The organism is Verminephrobacter aporrectodeae subsp. tuberculatae, from assembly GCF_026127385.1.
Classification (GTDB): Bacteria; Pseudomonadota; Gammaproteobacteria; order Burkholderiales; family Burkholderiaceae_C; genus Acidovorax; species Acidovorax aporrectodeae.
Genome location: NZ_QZCX01000003.1, coordinates 646,698 through 665,150, shown reverse-complemented (window position 1 = coordinate 665,150; position 18,453 = coordinate 646,698). Strand labels below are relative to the sequence as shown.

General features: G+C 65.9%; 17 protein-coding genes and 1 pseudogene. 6 read left to right on the top strand and 12 right to left on the bottom strand.

What is annotated here, in order from left to right:
• Nucleotides 1-53: 53 nt before the first annotated feature.
• Genes D5041_RS18045 through D5041_RS18020 form a run of 6 tightly spaced genes read right to left on the bottom strand, consistent with a single transcriptional unit; the run spans nt 54 to nt 4,482 of the window.
• Nucleotides 54-464 (bottom strand): putative type II toxin-antitoxin system PemK/MazF family toxin, encoded by a 411-nt coding sequence (locus D5041_RS18045; protein WP_265283054.1) that lies wholly within the window; start codon nt 462-464, stop codon nt 54-56.
• On the bottom strand, nt 461-913 hold the full coding sequence (locus tag D5041_RS18040) for a hypothetical protein (protein ID WP_236610845.1): 453 nt from the start codon (nt 911-913) through the stop codon (nt 461-463). The genes D5041_RS18045 and D5041_RS18040 overlap by 4 nt, the downstream gene beginning before the upstream one ends.
• Before the next feature lie 41 nt (nt 914-954).
• Nucleotides 955-2,265 (bottom strand): NAD(P)/FAD-dependent oxidoreductase, encoded by a 1,311-nt coding sequence (locus D5041_RS18035; protein WP_265285397.1) that lies wholly within the window; start codon nt 2,263-2,265, stop codon nt 955-957.
• Nucleotides 2,262-3,008, bottom strand: coding sequence for an amino acid ABC transporter ATP-binding protein (locus tag D5041_RS18030; protein ID WP_265258911.1), 747 nt, complete (start codon nt 3,006-3,008; stop codon nt 2,262-2,264). The genes D5041_RS18035 and D5041_RS18030 overlap by 4 nt, the downstream gene beginning before the upstream one ends.
• Nucleotides 3,005-3,670: an amino acid ABC transporter permease gene (locus D5041_RS18025; RefSeq protein WP_265285396.1), complete on the bottom strand. Its 666-nt coding sequence runs from the start codon at nt 3,668-3,670 to the stop codon at nt 3,005-3,007. Before D5041_RS18025 ends, D5041_RS18030 begins: the two co-directional genes overlap by 4 nt.
• A gap of 38 nt (nt 3,671-3,708) precedes the next feature.
• Nucleotides 3,709-4,482: an ABC transporter substrate-binding protein gene (locus D5041_RS18020; protein ID WP_265285395.1), complete on the bottom strand. Its 774-nt coding sequence runs from the start codon at nt 4,480-4,482 to the stop codon at nt 3,709-3,711.
• A gap of 152 nt (nt 4,483-4,634) precedes the next feature.
• Here D5041_RS18020 and D5041_RS18015 point away from each other — a divergent pair, with 152 nt between their 5' ends.
• From D5041_RS18015 to D5041_RS18005, 3 genes are all read left to right on the top strand, one after another.
• Nucleotides 4,635-5,432 (top strand): IclR family transcriptional regulator, encoded by a 798-nt coding sequence (locus tag D5041_RS18015; protein WP_265258908.1) that lies wholly within the window; start codon nt 4,635-4,637, stop codon nt 5,430-5,432.
• A 103-nt stretch (nt 5,433-5,535) separates the two neighbouring features.
• Nucleotides 5,536-5,796 carry an AbrB/MazE/SpoVT family DNA-binding domain-containing protein gene (locus D5041_RS18010; protein WP_265258907.1) on the top strand — a complete coding sequence of 87 codons (261 nt, stop codon included), beginning with the start codon at nt 5,536-5,538 and terminating at the stop codon, nt 5,794-5,796.
• On the top strand, nt 5,783-6,157 hold the full coding sequence (locus D5041_RS18005) for a type II toxin-antitoxin system PemK/MazF family toxin (protein WP_265285756.1): 375 nt from the start codon (nt 5,783-5,785) through the stop codon (nt 6,155-6,157). Before D5041_RS18010 ends, D5041_RS18005 begins: the two co-directional genes overlap by 14 nt.
• 30 nt (nt 6,158-6,187) lie before the next feature.
• On the opposite strand, the gene D5041_RS18000 is transcribed toward D5041_RS18005, so the two are convergent.
• From D5041_RS18000 to D5041_RS17975, 6 genes and pseudogenes are all read right to left on the bottom strand, one after another.
• Complete coding sequence (locus tag D5041_RS18000; RefSeq protein ID WP_265285394.1) at nt 6,188-6,772, bottom strand: glycerol-3-phosphate responsive antiterminator; 585 nt, start codon at nt 6,770-6,772, stop codon at nt 6,188-6,190.
• A 5-nt stretch (nt 6,773-6,777) separates the two neighbouring features.
• Nucleotides 6,778-8,328: an FAD-binding oxidoreductase gene (locus tag D5041_RS17995; protein WP_265285393.1), complete on the bottom strand. Its 1,551-nt coding sequence runs from the start codon at nt 8,326-8,328 to the stop codon at nt 6,778-6,780.
• Nucleotides 8,325-10,004 (bottom strand): glycerol-3-phosphate dehydrogenase/oxidase, encoded by a 1,680-nt coding sequence (locus D5041_RS17990; protein WP_265285392.1) that lies wholly within the window; start codon nt 10,002-10,004, stop codon nt 8,325-8,327. The genes D5041_RS17995 and D5041_RS17990 overlap by 4 nt, the downstream gene beginning before the upstream one ends.
• Before the next feature lie 18 nt (nt 10,005-10,022).
• A complete protein-coding gene (locus D5041_RS17985) occupies nt 10,023-11,549 on the bottom strand; it encodes an FGGY family carbohydrate kinase (protein WP_265285391.1) in 1,527 nt (508 codons plus the stop codon).
• The gene (locus D5041_RS17980; RefSeq protein WP_265285390.1) at nt 11,546-13,012 is read right to left on the bottom strand and encodes an MFS transporter; all 1,467 of its coding nucleotides are present in this window, start codon (nt 13,010-13,012) and stop codon (nt 11,546-11,548) included. Before D5041_RS17980 ends, D5041_RS17985 begins: the two co-directional genes overlap by 4 nt.
• A 250-nt stretch (nt 13,013-13,262) precedes the next feature.
• Nucleotides 13,263-13,714 (bottom strand): annotated as a pseudogene (locus tag D5041_RS17975) (transposase); the annotation flags it as partial.
• A 459-nt stretch (nt 13,715-14,173) separates the two neighbouring features.
• Here D5041_RS17975 and D5041_RS17970 point away from each other — a divergent pair.
• The 3 genes from D5041_RS17970 to flgM all read left to right on the top strand — a co-directional run bounded on the left by D5041_RS17970 (nt 14,174) and on the right by flgM (nt 18,448).
• Nucleotides 14,174-16,945, top strand: a complete 2,772-nt coding sequence (locus D5041_RS17970) for a carboxypeptidase-like regulatory domain-containing protein (RefSeq protein ID WP_265285389.1) — start codon at nt 14,174-14,176, stop codon at nt 16,943-16,945.
• Nucleotides 16,946-16,991: 46 nt separating this feature from the next.
• Nucleotides 16,992-17,761, top strand: a protein-coding gene (locus D5041_RS17965; RefSeq protein ID WP_407702210.1) for an IS5 family transposase whose coding sequence is annotated in 2 segments (ribosomal slippage) — nt 16,992-17,342 and nt 17,345-17,761 — 768 coding nt in all. Because the reading frame shifts where the segments join, the coding sequence is not laid out codon by codon here.
• A 372-nt stretch (nt 17,762-18,133) separates the two neighbouring features.
• Nucleotides 18,134-18,448 (top strand): flagellar biosynthesis anti-sigma factor FlgM, encoded by a 315-nt coding sequence (flgM, locus tag D5041_RS17960; protein WP_265258899.1) that lies wholly within the window; start codon nt 18,134-18,136, stop codon nt 18,446-18,448.
• The last annotated feature ends 5 nt before the right edge of the window (nt 18,449-18,453 follow it).

The window sequence follows — 18,453 nt, the reverse complement described above, 5'->3', positions numbered from 1 at the left end:
ATTAACCAGCGATCCGCCCTGCCTGCCGTGAATCCGACGACAGAGCCTGCGGCTCACTCGGCAGCCGCCCGGAATGCAGCCTGGACGGCGCGCACGAGCGATGGATGCAGCACGCCCAACTTGGGTGTCTGGCCGTGGGGTGCAGCAGGCGGCACCGAGAACCACTCGGTGCCGTAGGGCAGGTCGAGGGACTGCCTGAGGTCGAACTGGGTGTCGTAGCTCAGTCCCGCCGCATCGTAGGCTGCCGGGTTGCGCGCGCGCAGAATTGAGAATTCTCCCCGGTGCAGCGCCGTGGTGCGTTGGCTGGTGCCGTAGGCCACGCGCACCGTGAACTGCGGCGCGTCGTCGTCGAACACGGCCAGGATCAGCGCGGGACGGGGCTTCGGGCGAGGATGGATGGCGTCGGGAAAATGACACCAGACGATCTCGCCTGCAGTGGGTTCGCCCCACCATGGGTGGATCACGGCGTCTGCGCGTCGAACAGGCTCGAACGCACCGACCTTTTGCGGCCCTGCGGAACCTGCTTTTTGATCTGGCGGACCTGCGTGGCCGTCAACGGGCCATCATCGGCTTCGTACTGTGGCAGCACCCGCATGGCCAGCTCATGCAGTGCACGGTGGATCGCCTGTGTTTCATCGACGCCGAGATGTTCGGCCAGGCGCATGGCGGTTTGGCGCGTCACGCCAAAGTCGCTGTCAACCGGGCGATAGCGAAAGGCGATCTGATTCGCAGTGGAACGGGCAGGCATGCGGAGCTCCTTGATGGATATCAATAAGATATCCAGTTTTCCACCAGCGGTCAAACTTGCAGCCTTGTCCAATGGGGTGCGAATCTGAAGGAATCCCGCATTTCCAACGAGGTATGAGTCTGAAGGGGCGGTTTCAGCCCCCCCGGCGAGGGTGGGTTGATCCATCGGGTCGAAGCAACGCAGCCGCACGGCTACGAGCCGCGCAATCAGCGTCCCAACCGATCCAGCAGGCCGTACCAAGCCACGCCCGCGGCAATGTACCAACGCTGCAATCCGTGCAGCGCCATGGGCTGCACGGGGGTCACCGGGTAGGGACAGTCCCGGGTGCGGCCGCCGGCGAGCAGTGCTGCCGCGTGCTGGCCCAGGCTGGTCGCGGTGGCGATGCCCCGGCCGTTGTAGCCCAGCGCCGCCGTGATGCCCGGCGCGGGCTGGTGCAGGTGGGGCATGCAGTCGCGCGTGAGGGCAACCCGGCCGGCCCAGCGGTACGCGCATGGCACGGCACCGAGCTGCGGGAACATCCGCGCCAGCGCGCGCTCCAGGTGCGCAAAGTCTTGCGCTCCCGAGGGGTCGCTGAAGTGGCCGCGCCCGCCCAGCAGCAGCCGGCCCTGCGCGTCCTTGCGCCAGTACAGCAGCAGCCGCTGCGCGGTCGAGACGGTTTCGCCGCGTGCCAGGATGTCGGCACCGGCCGCGCCCAGCGGCTGCGTGGCGACGATGAAGCTGTTGGCTGCCAGCAGCGTGCGCGCCAGGCCGGGCCACAGGCCGTCGGTGTAGCCGTTGGTGGCGAGCAGCAGCTGCTGCGCCTGCACGCGCGCGCCCTGCGCCGTGCGGGCCGTCCAGCGCCGGCCCTGGCGCTCCAGGTGCACCACCGGCGAGCCGCCGTGCACCTGCACGCCCAGCGCCTGGGCTGCGCGCACCAGGCCGCGCACATAGGCCAGCGGCTGGACGCTGCCGGCGCGCCCGTCGAGCCAGCCGCCGGCAAAGGCCGGCGTTCCCGTGCGCGCGGCCACGGCGGCGCGGTCGAGCAGTTCCACGCGCACGCCGCGCCGCTCCCATTGCCGCGCGCGTGCGTGCAGCGCGTCCACGGCCTGCGGCGTGTAGCCCAGTTGCAGCCAGCCGGCGCGCACCGGGTCGCAGGCGATCGCGTGGCGTTGGATGAGCCCGTACACCAGGTCGGCCGAGCGCGAGACGGTGGCCACCAGCGCCTCGGCGCGTTCGGCGCCGTAGCGGCGCAGCAGTTCGTCGGGGTCCTGCCGGAGCGTGGGGTTGACCTGCCCGCCGTTGCGCCCCGAAGCGCCCCAGCCGGGCGCATGCGCGTCGAGCACGCACACGCTGGCCCCGGCTTCGGCCAGGTGCAGCGCGGCGCACAGGCCGGTGTAGCCCGCGCCCACCACCAGCGCGTCGGCGCTCAGCGATTCGGACAACGCCGGCGTGGGCGGCGCAGCAGGCGCGGTCGCGGCCCATAGCGCGTGCGCGGCGGGGTGCGCGGCGATGGGCCGCGCGCCACCGGCCGGGCTCATGCGGCAGCCCCTGCGGGGGCGTGCAGCACGCGGCGCAGAAAGTCCTGCGTGCGCGCCTGGCGCGGCGCTCCGAGTACCTGCGCTGCCGGCCCCTCTTCGAGAATGCGGCCGCTGTGCAGAAAGCACACGCGGTCGGCCACCTCGCGCGCAAAGCCCATCTCGTGCGTGACCACGACCATGGTCATGCCCTCGGCGGCGAGTTGGCGCATGACCTCGAGCACGTCGCCCACCAGTTCAGGGTCGAGCGCCGACGTGGGCTCGTCGAACAGCATGGCCTCGGGGCACAGGGCCAGCGCGCGCGCCATCGCCACGCGCTGCTGCTGTCCGCCCGAGAGCTGCGCCGGCCAGGCCGCTGCCTTGTCCGCCAGGCCCACCTTGCGCAGCAGTTCCAGCGCGTCGTGCCGGGCGCAATCGGGGCGCTGGCCCTTGACGTGGACCGGGCCCTCCATCACGTTTTCGAGCACCGTGCGATGGGGAAACAGGTTGAAGCGCTGGAACACCATGCCCATGCGGCTGCGCAGCGCATGCACCGTGGGCGCGCGCTGGTCCACGCGCTCGCCGAAGGCGCGCACCTGGCCACCCTGGTAAGACTCGAGCCCGTTGATGCAGCGCAGCAGCGTGGACTTGCCCGACCCCGAGGCGCCGATCAGGCACACCACCTGGCCGCGCTCCACGTGCAGGTCCAGGCCCTGCAGCACGCGCTGCGCACCGTAGGTTTTTTCCAGGCGCTCGATCACGATCATGGCGCTTTCCTGCCCGCTGCGAAGCGGCGCTCGATCTCCCGCAGGCCCCAGACCAGCGGCAGGCTCAGCGCCAGGTAGAGCAGCGCGACCAGCGTGTACACGGTCATGTTCTGGAACGTCGATGCGGCGATGAGCTGGCCGGCGCGCGTCATTTCGGCCACGGTGATGGTCGAGACCAGCGACGAATCCTTGAGCATCATCACCAGCGTGTTGCCGTAGGGCGGCAGCGCAATGCGCAGGGCCTGGGGCAGGACCACGCGGCGCATCAGCAGCGCAGGCCGCATGCCCATGGCCAGCGCCGCCTCGCGCTGGCCCGGGTCCACGGCCTCGATGCCGGCGCGGAAGTTCTCTGCCTGGTAGGCCGAATAGGCAATGCCCAGCCCGATCACGCCGGCCTGCATGGCCGAGAGCCGGATGCCCACGTCGGGCAGAACGAAGTAGATGTAGAACAGTTGCACGATGATCGGCAACCCGCGGACTCCGTTGATGAACGCGGCCGCGCCCCAGCGCAGCGCGCGCAGCGGCGAGAGTCGGCACAGCGCCAGCGCCAGGCCGAGCACGCTGCTGAGCAGGAACGACAGCGCCGTGACCTGCACCGTGACCCACGCGCCCTGCAACAGGATCGGCAGGAACTCGCGCGCATGCTGCACGAAGGCTTGCATGGTGATCCATCCTCTGGTGAGAGAGAGGGGGGGGCAGTTCAGATGCCCCATTTCCGGATGATCTGCGCCAGCGTGCCGTCGGCCTTGATGGTGGCGATGGCCCGGTTCAGCCGCGCCAGCGTCGCGGCGTCGCCCTTGCGCACCACCAGGCAGACGTCGCCCATGCTGCTGGCCTGGTAGCCTGCGGCGAGCTTCACGCCGGGCAAGCTGTTCTGGCGGATCTGGTAGGCGATGACGGGCTGGTCGGCCAGGCCCGCCCGGATGCGGCCGAGCGCCAGATCGCGCGCCATGTCGGCCACCGAGTCGTAGCTGCGCACCTCTTTGAAGATTCCCTTCTTGTGCAGCATGTCGAGGTACACCGTGCCCACCTGGGCGCCGACGATCTCGCCGCCGAGCGCGTCAAGCGAGGCGTAGGCACTGGCCTCGTCGGCCCGCACGATCAGGCTCTCGCCGTAGGAGTAGACCGGATCGCTGAAGTCCACCACCTGCTGGCGCGCCGGCGTCTTGAGCAGCGCGGCCGAGATGATGTCGATCTTGTGCGCGGTGAGCGAGGGAATCAGCGCCGAGAACACCGTCTGCTGCACCGCCACGCCAAAGCTGCCGGCCCTGGCCACGGCCTGCACGGTGTCGACCATCATGCCCTGGATGCGGTTGGTCTTCAGGTCCAGAAAGGTGAACGGAATCCCCGAGGCCGTGGCGCCCACGGTGTAGCTGGCGGGCGGGGGGCTTTGCTGCGCGGCTGCAAGCAGGGCGGCGCCTGCGGCGCACAGGCCCAGGGCGATGCGATAAAGGGGGCCGATGAGGCGCTGCATGGGGTGACTCCTGTGACGAACGCGGGGGCGAAGGGGGATGGTGACAATGATCGATTCTAATGAATCTGTAATAAATTTATATAAACCATTGAAAGATTTTCTAGTATCGATATACGATACGAATGCCAATGAAAACCACCATGCCGCGACCCATGAGCACCGCACCGCTGCCCGACGCTGACGCCAACCCCCTGTTCAACCAGTCGCTGGAAAAGGGGCTGGCCGTGCTCTGCGGGTTCAGCGCGCAGCGGCGCAGCATGACGCTGGCCGAGGTGGCCGCCGCTGCCGGGATCAGCAAGAGCTCGGCGCAGCGCATGGTCTTCACGCTGGAGCAGCTGGGCTTTGTGCGCAAGCACCCGCAGACGCGGCGCTACCAGCTCACGCCGCGCGTGATGCGCATCGGCCTGAGCTACCTGGCGGCCAACCCGCTGATCGATCTGGCCACCCCCTACCTCTCGGAACTGACGAACGGGACCACCGAGACCTCCTGCCTGACCGAGGCCGACGGGCTGGAGATGGTTTACTTGGCGCGTTTCATCAGCGCCCAGTTCGTTCCCGTGCACATGCCCATCGGCAGCCGCATTCCCATGTACTGCACGGCCTCGGGCCGCGCCTGGCTGAGTGCGCTGCCCGAGGCCGAGGCCCTGGCGCTGCTGCGCGCGGGAGACCGCGTGGCGCACACCCGCCACACGCTCACCGACGAGGCCGCCATCCTGGCCGCGTTGGGCCAGGCCCGCGAGCGCGGCTACGCCGTGAACCGGGAGGAACTCTTCCTGGGCGACATGACGCTGGGCGCTCCGGTGATCGGCAGCCATGGCCGGCCCGTGGCCGCCGTGCACATCGTCGCACCGACGAGCCGCTGGACGCCCGAGCAGGCCGAGAGCCGCCTGGGCCCGTCGCTGCTCGCCTGCGCGCGGTCATTGAGCAATTCGGTGCGCGCGCTGGGTTGATACACGATCTGCGCAGCCTGTTATCTTGTGATCCGCGCGGATGCGGGGGTTGACCCGGCCAGCTACCGTTTATACGATCGTATCAACGAACAGGAGATTTCCCATGAGCACGTCAGTCAGTCAAATCAGCGCCTGGGGCAATGGCCTGGCCCTTCGCCTCACAAAACCGATGGCGAAGATTGCGGGCGTCACCGAGGGCTCGCCCGTCCGGGTGAGCGTCAGGCCGGGCCGCATCGTGATCGAGTCTGAAACGGAGCCGACGCTGGCACAAATGCTCGAGGCTTTTGATCCGAAAAAACACGGCGGCGAAGCGATGGCTTGTGGGCCGGCGGGCGTGGAGGCGTTTGCTGATGGCAACCCGTAGGTCACCTCTGTGGGTGCCTGAGCGGGCCGAGATCATATTCATCCAATACAGCCCGCACGTCGGCAAGGAAATGCCCAGCGACCATCCGATGCTGGTGGTGTCGGTGAAAGAGTTTGCGCTGCGCACGGGGATCGTGATGGGCCTGCCGATGACGCATGCCGAGCACCATGCGGACAACCCGTTTGCCGTCGCAGCAGCGGGGGCCCAGGGCGAGGTCGGCTATGTGCTGACGAACCAACCCAAGTCCTTCGACTGGCGCGAGCGCAATGCGCGGCCGCATCCCTGGGGAGGGGGACACACGAAGTTGCTGGCTGCGGCCCTGAAGCGATTTGACGCGGTGTTCGGCGTGTGCAAGCACTGAACCGGGGCTGCGGCGCGTGTCATTGGTCGTTTACGGCCGGATGGCCTTCGCCGGCAGATTCCACAACCCGGAGTCGCTGGTGGAGATGGCCAGCGCGCCGTGCGCGATGGCGCTGCGGATGTCTTCCGGGTTGCAGACGAAGCCGGAGGCCACGATGGGCGGCAATGCCTTGCGGTCGGCTTCGCAAATATGCGCCAGCATGGGCGCGGGCATCAGTTGTACGAGGTTCGGATCGCTTTGCTCCAGGGCCTTCACGCTGCGCGGCCACGTGGAGCGGTCGGTCACGAAGACTTTCTGCATCGTCACCATGGCGGCCCGGTTGGCGCGCTGTATCGTTGCCACGCGCGTGGACACCAGGCTGCTCACCCCGATGTCCGCCAGATACTCCACACCGCCCCGGTCCTGCGACAGGCCTTCGCTGCTGTCGATGTTCACGATGGCGTACTTGCCGGCCTTCGTCAGCGTGGCGATGACCGCCTTCAGTTTGCGCAGTTCCACGTTCGCCACGATGGAGACCTCGGCCTCGCTGGCGACGAAGATTTCGATCTGCTCGACGCCATAGAGCGTCGCGATCACCGGGTGTTTCGTCAGGCGGGCACCGAGGGAGTGGTCCATATGCGTCAGTCCGCTTCGTGGGCGAGCCGGTCGGAGAGGCCGAGTTTTCCGGGGTTGAGGATGTTCTGCGGGTCGAGCGCGCGCTTCACGGCCACCAGCAGCGGGAAGGCCGTACCCAGCGACGGGGCCATGTAGGGCGCGCGCAGCAGGCCGATGCCATGGTGGTGGCTCAGCGCCGCGTGGTACCGGATCAGGACGGCGTTCGCCGCGTCCCACGCCTGGCGATACCACTTCTCGCGCTCCTGCACCGCGACCTCGCCGCGCAGGGAGAAGTAGAGGCAGGCGCCGTCCACGTAGGCGTGCGACTGGTGCGCCGATCCGGCCAGCGTGCCGGGGACTGCGGCGATGGCCTGCACCACGTCGGCATAGATGGCGGGGAGGTCGCGCCATGGGCCGGCCATCTCCAGCGTGTCGGCAACGAAGCCCGGGCCGCGCTGGAAGCCCTCGGCGCTTTTGCCGGTCAGATAGCGCGTGTCGAGCCAGCGCTCGAAGATGGCCGCGCCATCGAGCCTGTCGCCCGACCCGGCGCAGACCTGCTCGCTGATTCCGATGACGCTGTCCACGATCGTGCGCTCGCCCTCGTCGGCGACCAGCAGCACGTTGGTCTCGGGCAGGGCGAATTGGACGCCGCTCTCGAATGCGTCGTACAAGCGCAGAGCCGCCGGATTTGCGCCGCGCTGCATGATCTCGCGGCAGGCCTCGAGCCCGAGCGCGAACGTCTTGAAGCCGTAGGCGATGGCCCGGCCATAGTCGGGCAGGCGGTGCAGTTTCAGCCGCACGCGCACGATCACGCCCAGCGTCCCCTCCGAACCGATGAAAAGTTGTTGCAGGTCCGGGCCCAGCGCCGCGCGCGAGTAGCCGCCCACGCTGACCAGGCGGCCGTCGGCGAGCACCACGTCCATGCCGAACACCATGTCTTCGATCTTGCCGTAGCGTGTGGAGAGCTGCCCGGCGCCGCGGCACGCCACCCAGCCCCCGATGGTGCTGATGGCGTAGGACGAGGGCCAATGGCCCAGGGTCATGCCGTAGTTCTGCTGGATGGCTTGCTCGAAGAGGTCGCCGAACATGCCGGCCTCGACCTCGACGATCTGGCTTGCCGCGTCGAAGCCCAGCAGCTTGTTCAGTCCGCAGACGTCCAGCACGATGCCCCCGCGCACCGGCAGGGCGGCGCCGGTGACGTTGCTGCGGCCTGCGCAGACCGTCACCGGCGTCGCGCTGGCGCTGGCGATGTGCATGACGGCCTGCACCTGATCGGACGTGGACACGCGCACGATGGCGCCGCGCGGCGTGGCCGGCTTGCCGCCCGTCTCGGTCATCATCGAGCCGGCCCACCAGTCGCGGGTCCACCGGACCACGTCGCCGGTGGCGGTCAGGACCTCGTCGGCCACCTGGCGCAGGGCGTCCAGGTCGGCCGTGCTGATGGCCAGCGCATCGCGCTGCAGGCCCGGGATGTCGGGCGCCTCCCGGATGCCCGCCGCATAGCCCGGCGGGGTATGCGCGCCGACGACGTAGTTGCCGCGGTTGTAGCCGCGCTGGATGGCCTGCTTGCTGATCATGCGCTGTCTCCCATGAGAACGGATTTTTCGAGGGCGATGGCGGCCAGGTAGTCGCTGACCTGCCGGGTGACGACCGCCTCCGGCAGCCGGAGTTCGGTCTGGAGAATCTGGCCCACGCGGTGCGCGGCGCGCCCGGACGCGTCGCGTGCCATGAGGCGTGCGCGGATGCGGCGCGAGAGCACGTCGTCCACGGTGGCCGCCAGTTCGTGGCGCACGGCGTAGACGACTTCGGCCTCGGTATAGGGCAGGCCCTCGACGATGGGCCGTGCGAGCGCGGCGTCGGCCTGAAGGATGTCGCCGACGAAGCGCGCCTCGGTGCCATAGCGCTCGCCCAGGTGCGCGGACATCCCGCCCGATGCGACGATGGCCTGCGCGTCGTAGCCCCCGGCCCCGAGCAGGTACGCGGATCGGGTCCGGCAGCTGCTGCGGCGTCCGATCACCTTTTGCGCCGCGTCGATGGTCTGCTCCGCCATATGGCGCGCGGTGGTCAGCTTGCCGCCGACGATGCTCACCAGACCATCGTCGGCGGTGTGGATTTCGTGGTTGCGGCGGATCTCCTGCGTCCTGCCGCCGGGCGGCGCCACCAGCGGGCGGCAGCCGGCGATGCTGCCGACCACGTCCTGCGCTTGCAGGTCCGTCTTCAGCGCAGAGCGTGCGCCTTCGAGCAGAAAGTCGAGCTCCTGCCGGGTGCACAGCACGTTGTCCAGGTCGCCCGTGTAGTCCTCGTCCGTCGTTCCGAGGTAGGACACGTCGCCCCAGCGCGTAATGGTCGCGCGCCGGCTGCGGCCCGGCACGGGGATCGTGATCGTGCAGTCGTTGCGGATCTTGATCCATGGAATGGCGATGTGCACGCCCTTGGCCGGGCGGATGTGCAGCGACTGCTCGGCGTTCTTGCGGCGCCCGGTCCAGTCGCGCAGCCACACGCCGGTGGCCATGATCACCACGCCGGCGCGCGCGCGGATTTCGCGCCCGTCGGCGTGGACGATGGCGCCGTCCACCTTGCCCCGGGCGCTGCGGGTAATTTCCGTGGCCTGCGCATGGTTCACGAGGGTGGCGCCATGGAACACCGCGGTCCGCGCGATGCTGAGCGTGAGGCGGGCATCGTCGACGCGGGCGTCGAAGTACAGGAATCCGCCGAGGAGCTGCTCCTCATTCAAGGTGGGGCAGTGCGACAGCACTTCGGCCTTCGTCAGCTTTTGGTGCAGGATGCCTTCGCGCCAGCCACCGGCGAGGTCGTAAGTCCACAACAGGCTTTCAAAGGCCTTGGCGAGCCGCTTGTCGAACACACCGCCGCGCTCCATGACCGGGAACAGGAACGGCAAGCGCTGCACCAGATGGCGCGCGTTGCGGCGCAGACGCTGGCGCTCAAGCAGGGAACGGTGCACCAGACCGAGGTTGCCCTGTTCGATGTAGCGCAGGCCGCCGTGCACCATCTTCGACGACTTGGACGAGGTGCCGGACGCGAAATCGCTTTTCTCCACCAGCGCCACGCGGTAGCCGCGCAGGCTCGCGTCCAGCGCGGCGTAAGCGCCGGTGACGCCGCCGCCGATGATCAGCACGTCGAACGTTTCGCTCGCCAGCCGGTCGAGTTGTTGCGCACGCACCCAGCGCAAGGGCTCGGTGCCGGTCATGGCCGCGCGTTCGCGGATCGTGCTGCGCGGTGGCAGAGGCATCATGGGTCTCGTTTCTCCGGTTCAATGCGCCGCGGCAAAAGTGGCGGCGTGCTCGAGTTCGCAGGCCACGCGCGCATGCCAGAGCGCGCGGCGCCGGGCCCGTTCGTCGGCGCCGATGGCTGGCTCGAACACGGCGTCGGCGGCGATCGTGCTGCGCGCCTGTTGCAGCGAATCCCACAGCAGACCCGTGGACCCCGCGAGGTAGGCGACGCCGCGCAGGCTCGCGCGGGCGGTCTCCTGCGTCCGCCGGATGGGCAGGCCGGTCAGGTCGGCCTGCATTTGCAGCAGCGCGTCGCTGCCGGACAGGCCGCCACCGACCACGAGGTCGGTGGCCAGGACGCCGGCGGTGTCGCCATTGGCCTGCACGCAGGACGCGACGGAGTGCGCAATGCCCTCGAGAATGGCGTAGGCGAGTTCGGCCTGCGTGGTCGCCAGCGACACGCCGGTCAGCGCGGCGCGTGCGGCAGGCTGCATTTGCGGTACGCGCAGGCCCGTGAGCGCGGGGATGAAGGTCACGCCGCGCGCGCAGGAGACGGTCGCGGCGAGCGCGCTGATTTGCCTGGCGTTCTCGAACCAGCGCAATTTTTCGCAGATCCGGTCAAGCGCCGACCCGGTGGTCGCCACAAAGGTCTCCACCGAGAAATGCGATACGCCGTGGTGCCGGCGCGCCGTCATCGTCAGCGTGCCGTCGCACGCGCCGCTGCGCGCCGGCAGCGCGTTGCCGATGAGCAGATCGACGAAACTGCCGGTGCCGTGCAGGCACATGGACTGGCCGGCGTCCAGGCAGCCGAGCCCGACCGCACCGGCGAGCTGGTCGCCCGCGCAGGCCAGGATCGGCACGTCGATTCCGAGCAACTCCCTGCGCGTGCGGCCAAAGTCATCGACGTCCTCACGCAGCGCCGGCAAGAGCTCCTGCGGAAAGCCCAATGCGTCGATCCAGTCCAGGCAGTAGCGGTGCTCGGACAGCATGTAGGCGTTGCACGACGTGGCGTTGGTCGGCGTGCTCACGCTGGCGCGCTGCGTCGACAGATGCCAGAGCAGCCAGCCGTCCACCGTGCCGAAGGCCAGGCGCCGCCTGCGCCAGGCCTCGGCGACAGCCGGGGTCTCCAGCAGATGCCGGGCGGCCCACAGGTACGGCGAGCGCACGCCGCTCGGACGGCCGACGGCGGGGCGCAGCCGCGGATCCCATGCCCGCGCCAGGCGCTCGAGATCGGCGGCATGGCGCGTGTCTTGCCAAACCATGGCGGGCACCAGCGCGCGGCCGGTCTGCGTATCCCACAGGACGGCGGTCGCCCTCTGGGTGGTGATGGCCGCTGCGACCACGTTCAGCCTCTCGCGCGCCGCCTGCGCGAGGGTCGCGCGCGCAACGTCGAGCGTCTTGTCGAGCAGGGTATTCGCATCCTGCTCGACCACGCCGGGGCGGGGCGAATCGACGCGCAGCGCCGTGTATTCGAGGCACGCGACCCGGCCGTCGGCGCCCACGACCGCGGCGCGTGTTCCGGAGGTTCCCTCGTCGATCGCGAGAATGACGTGCCGGCCCTGCGTCATGGCGCAGACTTCCCGACGGCGGGGTGCACGAGGCCGGAGCGCTGCGCGCAGGGATCGTCCTCGAACTGCGGGGCGCCGGGCTCGTTGTCGGGATGGACCGTCGTGCGCGTGGGGTCCCAGTCGATCGAGAAGCAGACGATGCTGGCGAGCAGCGGAACGACGGAGAGGATCAGAAAGGTGGTCTCGAGCCCATACTTCGCGCGAAACAGCGGAAAGATCAGCAGGCCCAGCGCGGCGCCGGTGGATCCGAGCGCGCCGATGATGCCATTCGCGCCCGCCCGCAGTTCGCTGCGGAACGACAACGAGGACAGGCTCTTGCCATTCGCGCCCGGGCCGCCGGAGTGAAAGAGGATGAACAGCGAGGGGACGACGACGGCCGCCCACATGGGCATTTTTCCATGCAGCAGACCCAGGATCAGCAGCATCGCGAATACCGCCGCGAAGCCGAATGCCGAGGCGCGGCGCAGACCCAGCCTGCGGCCGATGAGCGGCGACAGAAAGCCACCGAAGATGCCGCACAGGTTGAATACCAGCGCCCCGGTGGTGGCGTAGACGAAGCCCTTGCCGAACAGGGCCGCGCTGATCAGGGGAAGGTACCAGCCGACCGCGAAATACTGGATCGACTGCGCAATCTGCACGGTGGCCGCGAGGAGGGTGCGGGGCAGGTAGACGCCGCGGAAAATCAGCAGCACGTTCGCCAGGCCCCGGCGCGCCTGGTTCGTCACCGGCACCCGCTCGGCGGGCGGCGCGGCGCTGAATGCGCGGCCGTAGATGCGCGCCATGGCCTGCGCGGCGGCGTCGAGCCGCTCCCTGCGCGCCAGCCAGATCGGGCTTTCCACGAGGAACAGGTACTGCAAAACCAGGATGGCGAGCCCGACGACCGCGGTGGCGGCCACGGAATAGCGCCAGATTGCGTCGCCAACGTCCCACGAATGGAACAGCAAGGCCAGCAGCAGGTTGGAGCAAACGGCCACGTACCACATGCCCTGCCAAGTGTTCAGGCGGCTCTTGAACTTGGCGGGCGTGAACTCGGCGAGCACGGCCATGGCGATCGCAAAGTCGATGCCGTAGGCAGCGCCGACCAGAAAGCGCCCGACCAGAATGAGCGCGTAGTCCGAGGCCAACACGACCAGCACGGCGCCGACGACGGCAAGCAGCTTGGCAAGGACCAGCGGCCTGACGCGCCCCCAGCGATCGGCCATCCACCCCCCGATGGGGTTAAAGGCAATCGCCACCCACGCGGCCAGGGACGTGAGCAGCGCCACCTGCGCCGGCGCAAGCTGCAAATCGCGCGTCATTGGCCCCAGGCCCGCGCTCAGTGAGGAATTGGAGAATGCATCAAGGAACAGGCCGCCCAAAGCCAGCCACCAGACAACGCCGGCGCGGCCGCGAATGCCAGGGGAGGAATCGATAAAGGCGATGACGTCGTCGATGCCACGAAGTGTGATGGCAGAGTTTTGCACAGCGGTCTCCTGCGGTATTCGTTTCTGCAAGAGGCCGGTGCAGGGTGCGTGCGTTGGCACGCGTCAGCACGCGCAGATGGACCATCTCGCAGATGGTCTCTGATCTGGAAATCTGCCGGGGCACGATAGGGCCTGGTCGGGGCCGTGTCCACCGGGGAAACCCTTGGCGTGGGCGTGGACCTGCATCGGGTGCTGGTCTGATCACCGCAGCTTGGGGGAATACTGGCCGTGGGCTTGGACGCCCAAGCGGGCGCTTGGACCAAGCAGGTGTGCGCACCTTCCATTCGCCCTCGCCGTAGAGCTTGATGCCTGTGTTGTCAACGGCCAAGTGCAGTGGATCACCTGGGCGCAGCGCGGGCAAGACGACTTGCAGGCTTTGCGCGCGGCGGCTCAGGGTCGTGTAGTTGGGTACCGGCAGATTCGGGAAGGCAAGCTGGCGCAGGCTTTGAGCGAATCCTTGCACGCACGCAGCGGCAGATCAAACACCTGCTTGAGACTGCGCAAGCCTTGGATGACGGCGTCCGGGTAGACGATCGGGCGGCCGCGTCTGGGGACATCCTCAGCCGATGTGGGCGTCAGAAGGTTCTCGTCGATCCACACCGCGATATCGCCTCTGGCAATCAGCCCGGCGTTGTACTGCGCCCGGTTCTTGACACGGTAGGTCGCCTTGAGCTCGGCTCGTTGGCTGCTGTCTCTGCGCATGCTCCCTGGAAAAAGGTCGGGAATGTGCCCGGTCCGTGTCGCGACTGGCAGCAACGCTTGCATTGCCGTTGTGCGTACAAACATCAGCACGTTATGTGGTTCGGAATTGATGCAACAACGCCGGCTTGGGCACCCAAGCGCTCGTTGAATTCCGTGGATGCCCGGCTCTCATCGGGTGCTTTTGCTATGAAATAAGCAGCATAACGTTTGTGCATAAAGAAAGGCGGGCAAGGCCACCTCGACGCAGTATCTCCGCCAGCGTCTGATAATCCCCACTTGCATTGTGGATATTTCGCAGTATAAAAATAACCCAGCCATACACCCACCAAGGCGTGACCGAGCAAGCCCGCTGCGGCAAAGACCCTTGGTAATATAGGTTATTAATAGCTTGTCACCGTGCTGGATGAGTAGTACGATCCAAGAAGGTGCCTTCACCTGATCTTCTCACAAGGAGCGAACATGAAGAAAACCCTGATAACCATGGTGCTTTTGCTCGGCGCCCTGCTGAGCGCTTGCGGAGACGGCACGCAGCCGCAGCAGTCTGACTCCGCGTCCAGACCCGCGCCAGAACCCGCGTCCGTGAAAAAATCCCAGCTTCAAGACGTCAAGCCGGCGGAAGTCGTGTCTCTCTCGCTCAAAGACCTTGGCCTTCCTGCGGACGCCGACGAGGTCACGCCCTCGGGCGCCGTCTCGGAGGCCCTGATCCAGGACGGGCAACTGCGCTTTGTCACCCCCGACGACATCGGCGAGAACCAGGAGGCGGAGTTCGAGATCAGGAGCGGCGCCACAACGTCCGTATTCCATGTGGTGATCAGGTCGCAGCGGCCGACTTCCGCATTCAATTTCGGCGATGGGCCTGCGGATGCTCCGCCCCTCCCGAAGCTGATCGTTGAGGGCCTGGCGCCAGGCAACGTAGTGACCGGCGCCCCACTGACTTTCAGGATGCAAGGAATATCCGGGATGAACCTGAAGGATAACAGTCATGGGTACATAACCGCTGGGGACAATAATGACATCGCGCTGATCCTGGATGACTTGTGGTCTTTCAATCTGGCAGACTCCAGCTTTTCGATCTCGGGTCCGGCCATGCAACGAATGCTTGATACGCTGCCAATTGGCGATTTTTTCATGACGCTGAACCTCAGCAGGGACAGCGAGTTCGGGGTCGTCTATGATATTCGGGCGACCAAGGCGGAAGCGAAATTGTCGGGCAGATTGCTCTCGGAGCAAGGTGCTCCGGTTACCTCGCTCGCAGGCCGCAAGGTCTTGCTGGAGGGGGTCAATACGCGGATGCGGGCCGTCGCCGTGCTTGACGCCAATGGCGGTTTTGCGCTCGAGCGACACGTATTGCCCGATATCTATTTTCTGACCTTGAGCGACCTGCATTACCCCAATGTCATCCGCACCAGTTTTCCGGTGTACGAAGGCAGCACGCAGGCCCAGGTCACGATGGTGGTGCCACCGGGCCTGGGAGTCGACACGGGCGCCAATACAGCGAAGCAGCGGGCGGCCCCTGGTTCGTCGGCGGTGCAAAGCAGCGTGACACAAGACGGCAAGGGGCCACCCCCACGCAGCATCCCCGCCGCCAAGCGCGCGTTGGCGCCCACGCCGCTCGCCGCAGAGGGGGTCGATAGCGCGGTTTTTAGCGCCACTGCGGCCGAGCAAGACCGGCTCGTCAACAAGAAAATCGACTTCCAGGTGCCGATCGGTACCGAGAGCGTCGGCATCAGGATTACCGTGTTTTCCGAGGAGGAATACCTGCTCCCCAAAGTGAGCAGCAGAGCCGAACTTGAGCAACTGATCAGGAAACATCAGCAATCCGGGATGCTTCCGAGAGAGGATAGAAAGTACAAGGATACTTGGTCGTATTCTGTCGTGGGATTTCCTGACATCGAATTTTCAGCCAGCGGTTTGGCAAAACAGTTGCGTTTTACCGATGGAGGAATGACCGAGACCAGGTGCGTAGACGTGACCGGGCAGACCAAGAACGCTGCACTGAACATCAGCGGCAGCGTGAGCGCAATCAACATCGGTGACGATCTCTTGCCAACCACCACGACGGTCGAACTGACGCTGGGATGCAAGAAGCTCAAATCATCGTCTAGCACGCTCGAAGTCTTGTCGGCACAATTCTCGTCGCCGAACAAGAATGCCAATCCGATAATTTCACCGATCACGATTGGAGATGGAATGCATGGCAATCTGGCCGGCTGCTATCTGTCGATCCCGCAAAGCGGCAGTGACAACACCCACACGATTCCGCTTAAAATCACATATTCGCCGGCCGATGCAGAAATCACCGAAATGAACCTGGGGATCACCGAACTGAAGTCGGGTGAGCCGTTTGGCATCCCCACGAATTTTTCCACCGTCAATTTGTTGACGCAAAATCATACCAAGCAGCCTGGGCTGATCACATTCCCCGGAATTTCTCTGCCCGCCTTCGCGGGTGACATGGCCCTGGGAAATCTGGCCGTCATGGTCCGTCTCAAAGGCAGCGTGGGGGGCGCCGCAGTGAGTTCCGACCCCGCAGGAAGGGGTGGGCGGGTCAAATTTGGCGTAAAAAATGAATTTACGCCACTCTATCTTGCGGGAGATGTTGCAAAGCTGTCCGGCCGGCGCTTTGGCCCGCGCGATGACGGCGGTGATTCATGGGCCACCAGGGGAACCATCAAATGGCTTCTTGAAAACGATCTTCAATACAGCGGTCATCGTTACCGCTTTAATGACATCAGCAGCCAGCATGTCGCCCAGACTCGGGACGGGAGGTCGATTATGGATCATGCCGGCCATAGTGATGGTCGGCAAATCGACATGCGCTACGCTGACGGACAGGGCGGGTATAGCGACGCGTTGGGCGGGCAGGGTAATGGCGAACACATCAAACAACTGATTAACGCAGCTGCGGCCGAGGTAAAAAAAACGACCAAGAAGCCGGGATCTTGGTATTATGGACCCAAACTGGAAGCATTGCAGCATTGGATTACAGAAAACCGCACGATGCTTGAGATTGAAGCGGATTCTCGCTCCACCCGCGCCGTCTATATCGGGCAATCGTTCATTGAGGATGTGCTTGTCCACGGGAAATTTCCGTCCAACTCGGTGACCGGGTCAATCGCGATTCCTCTCGTAAGTGCATGGACCGAGAAGTCAGCGAAGATCTCGTCCCAACCCTATCATATGAATCATTGGCACATAAGCTTGTCGAACTACGGGCCTGTCATCAATTGAAGTCACTCCGGCGCTAAACTCGGAACACGATGACAAAGGAAGGCTGATGAACCACAGGTACGCGCTGAGGCAAGACCAATGGGAGCGCATCAAAGACATGCTGCCGGGGCGCGAGGGGCACGTTGGGGCGACGGCACGCGATAACCGCTTGTTCGTTGAGGCGGTGTTGTACCGATACCGTGCGGGCATCCCGTGGCGCGACTTGCCCGAGCGGTTCGGAGATTTTCGGGTAGTACATCTGCGCCATTCGCGATGGAGCAAAACGGATGTCTGGCAGCGCATCTTCAAGACTTTGTCGCAAGACCGGGACAACGAGTACGTGATGATCGATTCGACCATTGTTAGAGCCCATCAGCACAGCGCAGGGGCAAAAAAAAAAGAGGGAGGACGCCAGAAAACCAAGCCATAGGTCGCAGTCGTGGGGGAGCAAGTACCAAGATCCACGCCACGGTCGATGCGCTTGGCAATCCCACAGGCTTTCTCCTGACGCCTGGCCAGGCGCACGATCTCCAAGGAGCTGACGTTTTGCTCAAAGACATACAAGCAGATGCAATCTTGGCCGATAAGGCCTATGACGCCCAGGATCGGGTGATCGAGCCACTGCTCAAGGCAGGCAAGACCGTCGTGATCCCGCCACGCAGTAAGCGCAACGACCAACGTGACTACGACCGGCATTTGTACAAAGCACGCCATCTGATCGAGAACTTCTTTGCCAAGCTCAAGCAATACCGCTGCATCGCCACTCGCTATGACAAAACTGCACGCAATTTCCTCGGCGCTGTTCATCTCGCCGCTTCGGTCGTCTGGCTCAATTGATGACAGGCCCTAAGCTTGCCGACGCAACCGTAAGCATCTTGCATCCACTTGGATGCCGCTGCAATCCAATAGCGGCGCCAGAAACCGGCATTTCGGTTTTGGCGCAACGCCCGCCATACACTATGGTTTATTTCAGGAGCCCGCCATGCATGCTGGGCCTGTGCAGCAGGCAAGAGCCCGTTTCAGTGAGCCGCTTGGGGCTTGGGTCAGGGTTTTCCATGGCCGAACGGCGGCAAGCCGCATCGCCTCGGTGATGGCCCCCCGTTCGGCTGCATCCTGATCCTGCCCGGCCATGGAGGCTCAAGTTCCTGCGCACCGGGCCGATAACATGGCAACTGTGCCTCATACCAGACGGGGTTGTGGAGAGAAGCGATGAAGATAGGTCAGAAAACCGAAATCCCGGGCGCCCTGGCGCAGACCGGGTCTGCCAAGCGTGCGCAGAGTCCTCCTGGCGCGGCCGTGGGCGCCGGCACGCCGGCGGCGTCGCTTGCCGGCGTGCCGGTCACGGTGTCCGGTGCCGCCCATGCCCTGGATCCGACCGCGCGCAGCAACGCGGATTACGACGCGGGCAAGGTGCAGTCCGTGCGCTCCGCGCTGGAGAAGGGCAATTTCCGCGTGAGCGCGCAGGTCGTCGCCACGCGGATGATCAGCGACGCGCAGGAAATCCTTGCGCGCACCCGCGTTTGACGCGC